The sequence below is a fragment of the Sphingomonas prati genome, assembly GCF_014643515.1.
GTDB classification, from domain to species: Bacteria; Pseudomonadota; Alphaproteobacteria; order Sphingomonadales; family Sphingomonadaceae; genus Sphingomonas_R; species Sphingomonas_R prati.
The window spans coordinates 1-7,917 of sequence record NZ_BMJP01000016.1 but is presented as its reverse complement, the minus strand read 5'-3'; the positions used below and the strand labels follow the sequence as shown (position 1 = coordinate 7,917).

Here is a 7,917-nt window from a genome sequence, read left to right as displayed (position 1 = left end):
GCCGATCAACGCACTCACCGGAAGCGCCACTACACTGGCAACAACCATGACACCCGAAAGCCTCGATAAACTTCTCGCCGCAAGCGCAAAATATCAGGAAGAAACCGCAAAACTCATCAGGAAATAAGGGGGGAGAAAGCATATCTTGCACCTGTAATCAGCCTAGTGCGCCAGTATCTTGCCTGATGAAGTGCTCGATATAGCAGCAGGTGACGTGCAGTCGTAGGATTGGTATCATTCAACGATTCTGCCAGATGCAGTAACATCCGATACGGGATTCTATCGAAAACGCCCTTTAAAATACCTGCGATGGGACCGGTCTGCTGAACGCCTCTAACTTGACTGCTTTCTCAATGCTGGTCGCTAGCCGTGGGCCTGTCCTGAGTTAGCAACGGCAACCTAGTTGCGATCGGGAAGGCTCGAAGCTGTGCATATGCTTTTTGCAAACGCGGCGCGGAACATACTCGGTACCTAGGAGTGTACCAGCGAGTCCGAGAAGGCGTGAGCGATCAGTATCGCTTTTATTGTTAGGTGCTTACCGGCTCAAACAGAGTGGCGGCAGTGACGCCGGCCCCTCAACCCAGCAGTTCCCCAGCTGTCACGCCAAGCGGCAGCGCCAGCTTCTCGACTATCAAGATCGTGGGGTTACGAGCGCCACGCTCGATATCACTGACATAAGTCCGGTGGATGTCGGCCTCATGAGCAAAGGCTTCCTGGCTCCAGCCCTTGGCTTCGCGCAGGCGGCGTACGTTGCGAGCAAGGCGAGTGCGAACATCCACCCCGGTTAGAGACGCGCCTGCAGACGATCGATCTACAGACGATGAGAGACAATATGGTTGACTGGCCTAGCGCGTCGAGCATGACGCGTGTCACTGATCGTATGCGACGGTGAGTGAGGCGCGGGAAGAAAGCGGTGACACGACTTACAACAGCAGTATGGAATAGCGTCTGCCAAATGCCCATTGGCAGCGACGGAGCGGTCTTCCGGCGTTCGCCAGGGCGCCCGAAGAATGCGGTGTCTTTGCATCGCGCGATAGTTCCGTGGAACGTGGGTGCAGCAGATGTCATCCAGCGCGAGCCGCAAGCGCGGTCCGGACTATGAGCAGGAAAGCAGGAACTTCGCTCTCGGCAAAAACACCGTCGGCTGTCACCGTCAGCCGAGGCAGCATTGACGTAACTGTCGAGGCCGATGGCACCGAAGCTGCGCCATCGTCTTTCCTCGGGCATCGCACGGCGAAGGCCGCGATCGCGATCCTGCTTGCCAAGGGGCAGGGGTTTCACGAGCCGACACGCAAGGAGAGGGATGCGCTACGTATCGGCTACGCCATGCGGGGAAAGGTGCTCTACGGTGCCGCCTACGACATGGTACGGATGACACGGACTATCGACCTGACGGATGCTCAGACAATTGCGTCATCGATTGAGGCGATCGAGATCATTGAGGTAAAGTCGACAAACCGGGTTTCGATGAAGCCGGATCTTAAGGGCTATTTTTTCAATATAACCGCCGGTGAGTTGCTCGTTGCCCAGAGCCTGGGCGCAGCATTCCGCTTTGCCTTCGTCAACACGCTTACCTCTGAGCACGAGGAGCTGAGCCTGAACCAGGTGCTCGGCCGTGCGCGCGGCTTGTACCCCGCATGGCACATCCGGTTCTAGCTCGTGGATGACGATGTGGCATGTCTCGCTTGTCTCATGCCCACGGGTCGAAGTCCGGTTCGTAATAGCCCGGCCAGCTGCCACCGGCATCATCGGTATCAACCGTGATGAGCATCGGCCCAACAATCTCAATTTCGTTTGCCCGGGCGCGGACCCAGGCGAGGAGCTGCGACAATGCATCGACCTGATCGTCGTGACGCACCGAGGGGAAAGCCAGCACCTCCCGGGTGAACTCGGCCAGCCAGCTGGCCTCACGCGGCAGAAGCAGCTGTCCGGCTTCAATCATCGCGCTGATACCAGAGACACGTGAATTTTTGTCGGTCTCAGGCCGCCGCGCAATCGGACGCGGTACGCCGCGCGGCTCTTCATGCCGCAGCGCCTGAATGAGCTGCGTGCCGCTTGCCTGATCTTCGACCAGCATGACTGAGGCATCACAGTCGCGCGCCAGCCGAATGGCGTTCTTCTTCAAATCGGGGAATTCGACCTTCCGACGCCAAACATCGGTGACAAAGACGCGCTGCCCCACGATTCGCGCGGTAATGCAGACCGACCAGTCGTTCAGCACGCCGTCTTTGGAAGCTGTGTCCCAGCTTTGTACGACCTGACCATCGGTCACCTCGTCGTATGTCGCAAGCCACCCGGCGCGTATGATGTTGCCTTCGCTCGGAACCGGCTGTTGCTGGTACTGCGCAGCGAAGATCACGGATCCGACCGTCCGTTTGATGCGGAGCAGTGCCTCGAGAGATTCTCGTTCGGGATGGAGAACATCGCCAGTTCGGCGAATGTGGGTACGGCGCCGCGACAGCTGGACAGTTACGTCTTCGGTCGCAATTGCGGGAAGGCTGAGTTCGTCCCACTCCTCGCTCTCGATCAACATTCCGGCCAGGTCATACTGGTGCAGCCGCTGCATGACCGTAATGATCGCCCCCCGCTTCTTGTCGTTGAGGCGAGAGGCGAGCGTCGTCTGGAACCACTCATTGACGGCGTTCCGCGTCGTGTCGGACATGGCCTCGTCCGGCTTGATCGGATCATCAATGATGATGATGTCACCGCCGCGTCCGGTCAGCGTCCCGCCGACGGAGGTCGCAAGACGCCCGCCGCCAGCACTCGTCTCGAAGTCGTGCACCGCCGACCGCGATGATGCGATGATCGTGCGTGGAAACAACTGGCGGTACCAGGATGCCTGCATGATCGCGCGGCAATCGCGTGCGTGTTTGGCGGACAGTTCGTTCGAGTAGCTGACGCACACAAAGCTGAGCGAAGGGTCGTTTCCAAGTCGCCAGGCGACCCACGCCACCGAAATCATGATCGATTTCAGGTGACGTGGGGGCAGGGTGACCAGCAACCGCTTGCAGTCGCCCATGCGGACCCGGCCCAGCTTGTAGGCAATCGCGTCCATATGCCAGTTCGTAGTGAGGTCAGCCCCGCCGTTGATGTGCGGAAATGCACGGAGCAGAAACGAAATGAAGTCACGCCGCATGAGCTCGTCCAGAAACTGATGCGGATCGTCAATCGAGGAGAGGTCAGTCATGGGTCGGATCCTCGTCATTCAACAGTAGTGCGGGATTGGCCCCCTCGGCATCCTCGTTCTCGAGGAACCGGCTCATGATAAGCCGATCGTTCTCGCTCATCGGTTTTGCGACCGTGCGTTGATCTTCCAGGCCCTCAGCCTGAATGATGAGCGCGATCAGGCGATCGGCGGCAGCGACATTTCCTTTGGCTGCTTTGGCAGCGAGTGCCTTGATAATGATCCGGCGTTTGCGCACGCGACGCTGCTTCCCGTCACTGGTGATCGTCACCCACTCGTTCATCTCTTCGATAAGCTCGGCCTTCAGCCCCTTGGCGCCCTTTGGTCGACCACGCGGGTTGCCGGACTTGCCTGGCTGGAACTGATGCTGTCGTGGCGGCTAGCCGTAACCAACCTGCTCGGTGGTAAGACCCGGCCCCTTCGTGCCGGGCTGGTCCCGCTCAGTCATGGCTCGCCTCCAAGGCGTTGCGTCGTTCGTCCGCGACGTCCTCGAACGTGCGGCCGTCAGCGAGAAGCGGGACATGACCCGTCGCCTCCCTCAGACGGCGCAGCGCGGTATCGACGTAGAGCGGGTCGAGCTCGATGGCAGCGCCGATGCGCTTCGTACGGTGCGCTGCCAGCAGCGTCGTGCCGGATCCGCTAAACGGATCCAGGATCAGATCACCGCGCCCCGAACAATCCAGGATCGCGTCGGCGACCATGCCTACCGGCTTGACGGTTGGGTGATCTGCGAGATCTTTTGCGCGTCCCTTGCGGAAAGTATTGGCCCCGGCATACCTCCAGGCGTTCGTCCGGAAACGACCCGTATCACCAAGACCAAAGTTGTTGATGTGGCGATTGGTGCCCGACTTGAAGATGAAGACCAGTTCATGCTGCGATCGATAAAAGGTTCCCATACCGGCGTTATCCTTCACCCACACCGCTAGCTGCTTGAAGCTGGTGTAGACACCGTCAGCTGCATCGAGCAGTTCGCGAACATGCCGCCAGTCCATGCAGTGATAGTGAATCGAACCGTCCACCGAGAACCGGACGCAATTGCGGAACACCGTCCGGAGAAAGGCCGTGAACTCGGGCGGTGTCATTTCGCCCGACGCCTCGGCAAACTCGCGGTGCCGGGTCTTGCCGAGGCCCGAAACGTGCCCGTTTACCGGGACGTTGTAGGGCGGGTCGGCGAACACCATCGTCGCGCGGTCGTCGCCGAGCAGCGTTTCGTAGCTGAGCGGATCGCGGGCGTTGCCGCAGAACAGACGGTGCGGACCGATATGCCACAGGTCACCCTCGCGGCTGACCGCGATGGTGTTCGGGGCCGGAAGCTCGACCGCCTCTTCTGCGCCAGTCGAGTTGTCGTCGACCGGGAAATCGATGTCGCCCAGACCAAAGCCAGTGACGTTCAGGTCGTAGTCCTGCTCGAACAGATATTCGAGCTCGGCCCCGAGCAGTGCGTTGTCCCAGTCGGACAGGTCGCCCAGGCGGTTCTCGGCAATTGCGAAGGCGCGTCGATCCGCCTCGCTAACAAACTGCGCGCGAATGACCGGCACCTCGTCCATGCCAAGAAGGCCGGCAGCGGCCCAGCGCCCTGCACCAGCGACGATGAGAGACCCGTTTTCAGCGACGATGGGTACGATGAACCCGAAGCGCTCGATCGAAGTTGCGATTTGGCGCAGCTGCTTGTCAGAATGAGTGCGCGGGTTCTTTGGGTTCGGTTTTAGAGTGTCGCGCCGCACCATCTCGATACGGGGGTGGTTGGAAGGGGGAGGGGACATTGAGCAGCTCCTAGAGTGAAGGAGCCGGCCAATTACGGGCCAGGTAGCGGCGTGCTAAGAACAATAAATAGGGGGTACGAGCTCGAAGCCTTCGAGCCGGAGGCCCGGAGCGAGCGTTAAGTCGCCCGTGGCCGCGTCAAACTCGCTATCGTAGAAGGGGAAGAAGTCGCGGAAGCGCTTGCCTTCGGTGGCACCCAACGACCGGGCATTCAGCACGATGTTAACCAGTGCGGTCACGCTGATCGCTGGATCAATGCCCCTAAAAACAGTCTCAATCACCTGACCGCCTAGGCTCACCATGTGCGGATCGTAGACGCTGTTGCGCGTACGGCTTGCTGTGGCAGGGCTTCCGCAAGTCTCCTGCACCAGAGCCATCAGGCCATGCACGTGATGCGTTAAAACGGAATGAGCAGGCCTGCCGCGGAACGGCTTTACCTTCGAGGCCAGTTCGCGGCAAAGACCTAGCATCTCTTCCGGCGTCGGTGTGCGACCGTCGTCCGAGTCCATCTCGCGTAGCCGCTTGAGCCAGAGCGAATTTACCGCGACCTCGAGCAGAGGGTGCAGCCGGACCTTTCTAGGCGAGCGTTTTGCGCGCGAGCTTAACGCGCGGGTCAATCTACTCAAACCCATGTTAAACGTACCAACATGCGTCTCGTAGGATCGGGCGGACCGGAAGCTGCTCACAAGGTACGCTAGCCGCCGTCCGAACTTAGCGACGTTTGCATCCAGCAAGCGGGGGTCTGAGTTTCGAGCCAAAGCGATGATCCCGGTTTGAGGCTTCACGGGGTCGCTCCTGCAGTTGGTGTCGCTGATGGACCACCTCTACTTGCTGTTATGATACACAGGGAATTGCCGGCAAAAAAGGCCAAATTGTTGATACTTTGCGGATCGCCTCTCCCCAAAGAAGCGCCACAACTTGGCAAATTCGCTGTTACTTCCCTGCAGAACAGGGAACAGAAGGCGCAGACGGGTTCGCTCCAGACTGCGTCGCGCACCAAGATTTTTGTCGTTCCGAATCAATGACTTAGCCTTCGGGCAACCCCGAAAATCTCCCCGCATTACCGGGGCTTTGGCGGCCTCCTCATGAGCGTGTGGAGACGTGAGACGGACACGAACCCGGTTTCAGGCGCAGAAACGGCGCGCGGTCTGCAGTGGCCGAATTCCAAACTCCACATTTCCGGGCATCCGACAGCTCGCGCAGTCGACCGTATCTTCATCGGAAAGCGACGGAGCGACCGTTCGGCCGCCCCGCCTGTTCGTGGTGTTCAATGTTAACGCTCCGCACCACGCCGGTAGGTTACGGCAGCGCGCGCGTGATGACCCGCGCCAGGCGCGCCGCGAAACCACGTGGATCTACCGGTTGCTCGCCGTCGGCAATCTGCGCTTCGTCGAACAGCAACCGAGCAACGTCCGCCCGGAAGTCCGCATCCGCGTCACCAAGGCCGGCAAGCTTTATGATCAGCTCGTGGCGAGGGTTGATCTCCAGTACAGGCTTGGCTGCCTCCGGCGCGCGTCCTGACGCCGCAAGCAGTCGTTCGAGTTCGCGGTCCATCCCGCTTTCCGACGCGACCAGGCAGACAGCGCTATCGGTCAGCCGGTCCGAAGTCCGAACGTCTGAAACCGCATCGTCGAGCGTGGTCTTGACGAAGCTAAGAAACGACGTGACCTGCTCGCTTGCTTCAGCGGTCGGCGCGGAGCTTCCCTCGGGCAGCGGGATCAGCCCGAGATCTGCTGCGCCCTGGGTCACCGACTTGAACGGCTTGCCCTTGTAATCGATGCCGGACGTCACCCAGAAACTGTCGACCTGGTCGGGAAGAAGCAGGACCTCGACACCCCTTGCGCGGAAGCCTTCGAGCTGAGGGGAGGTCGCGAGACGATCCAGATCGTTGCCGGTGGCATAGAAGATCGCCGTCTGGTTCTCCTTGATGGACGACTCATAGTCGGCAAGCGATCGCCAGCCATCGTCTGAAGCGGTCGTCTTGAAGCGCGCGAGGTTGAGCAGTGTCGGTCGGCGTTCGTAATCTTCGTACAAACCTTCCTTCAGTACCGCGCCGAAGGTCTCCCAGATCTTGAGGTAGGCATCGCTGTCCGCCGTTGCGCGCTTCTCCAGTTCGGAGAGGACACGTCCGGTCACGCCCTTCTTGATCGTGGCGAGGATGGGGCTTTCCTGGATCATCTCGCGCGACATGTTGAGCGGCAGGTCGGACGAATCCACCAGCCCGCGTACGAAGCGCAGATAGCGCGGGAGCAAGTCCGCTTCATCGGTGATGAAGACGCGATTGACGTAGAGCTTCATGCGGCCCGAACGATCGGGGTCAAACAGGTCGAACGGTTTGGTCGAGGGCACGAAGGCGAGCACCGAATATTCGTGCCGGCCCTCGGCACGGTAATGCAGCGTCAGCGCCGGATCGTCGAACTGACCCGACACGCTGCGGTAGAAGTCGGCATAGTCGGCTTCCGTCACCGCGGAGCGCGGTTTGGTCCACAGCGCAGCGCCATCGGCGATCTCGACCGGCTCGGCATCGGGCTTCTCGAGCAACGAAATCGGCACCGGGACATGGCCGGACTGCGACTTGATCGTCTGTTCGATCCGGTATCGCTCGGCATACTCCTTCGCGTCCTCCATCAGATGCAGGACGACGCGCGTGCCACGGGCAGGTGCTTCCTCCACATCGATGGGGGCGATCGTGTAGCTGCCGAGGCCATCGGACGACCAGATCGATGCTTCTGCTTCACCCGCCTTGCGCGAGATCACGTCGACCTTCCCGGCAACCATGAACGCCGAATAGAAGCCGACGCCGAACTGGCCGATCAGCTGCGTTCCCTCGCTGCCTCCGACACTCGCGATCCGTTCCATGAAGCTCTTGGTGCCCGACCTTGCGATCGTGCCAAGCGCATCGGCGAGATCGGCAGCGTTCATGCCAATGCCATTGTCTTCGATCATGAGGCGGCTGCTATCGGGATCCAGCG

Annotated in this window: 6 protein-coding genes and 1 pseudogene; 1 reads left to right on the top strand and 6 read right to left on the bottom strand. The window is 60.3% G+C overall.

Annotated features, from left to right (window positions below):
* Positions 1-575: 575 nt before the first annotated feature.
* Positions 576-779 carry a helix-turn-helix domain-containing protein gene (locus IEX50_RS17245; protein ID WP_157177980.1) on the bottom strand — a complete coding sequence of 68 codons (204 nt, stop codon included), beginning with the start codon at positions 777-779 and terminating at the stop codon, positions 576-578.
* 319 nt (positions 780-1,098) lie between these two features.
* Here IEX50_RS17245 and IEX50_RS17240 point away from each other — a divergent pair, with 319 nt between their 5' ends.
* A complete protein-coding gene (locus IEX50_RS17240; RefSeq protein WP_221237679.1) occupies positions 1,099-1,656 on the top strand; it encodes a hypothetical protein in 558 nt (185 codons plus the stop codon).
* A gap of 34 nt (positions 1,657-1,690) precedes the next feature.
* Here the strand turns inward: IEX50_RS17240 and terL are convergent, their stop codons facing one another.
* From terL to htpG, 5 genes and pseudogenes are all read right to left on the bottom strand, one after another.
* The gene (terL, locus tag IEX50_RS17235) at positions 1,691-3,187 is read right to left on the bottom strand and encodes a phage terminase large subunit (RefSeq protein ID WP_157177981.1); all 1,497 of its coding nucleotides are present in this window, start codon (positions 3,185-3,187) and stop codon (positions 1,691-1,693) included.
* Positions 3,180-3,545, bottom strand: a pseudogene (locus tag IEX50_RS17230) (DUF5681 domain-containing protein); the annotation flags it as partial. The gene terL and the pseudogene IEX50_RS17230, both read right to left, overlap by 8 nt.
* Positions 3,546-3,624: 79 nt before the next feature.
* Positions 3,625-4,911 carry a site-specific DNA-methyltransferase gene (locus IEX50_RS17225; RefSeq protein WP_157177986.1) on the bottom strand — a complete coding sequence of 429 codons (1,287 nt, stop codon included), beginning with the start codon at positions 4,909-4,911 and terminating at the stop codon, positions 3,625-3,627.
* Positions 4,912-5,001: 90 nt separating this feature from the next.
* On the bottom strand, positions 5,002-5,562 hold the full coding sequence (locus IEX50_RS17220) for a hypothetical protein (protein WP_188699549.1): 561 nt from the start codon (positions 5,560-5,562) through the stop codon (positions 5,002-5,004).
* Between the two features lie 682 nt (positions 5,563-6,244).
* On the bottom strand, positions 6,245-7,917 hold a 1,673-nt coding region (gene htpG, locus IEX50_RS17215; RefSeq protein WP_188699547.1), incomplete at its 5' end, for a molecular chaperone HtpG.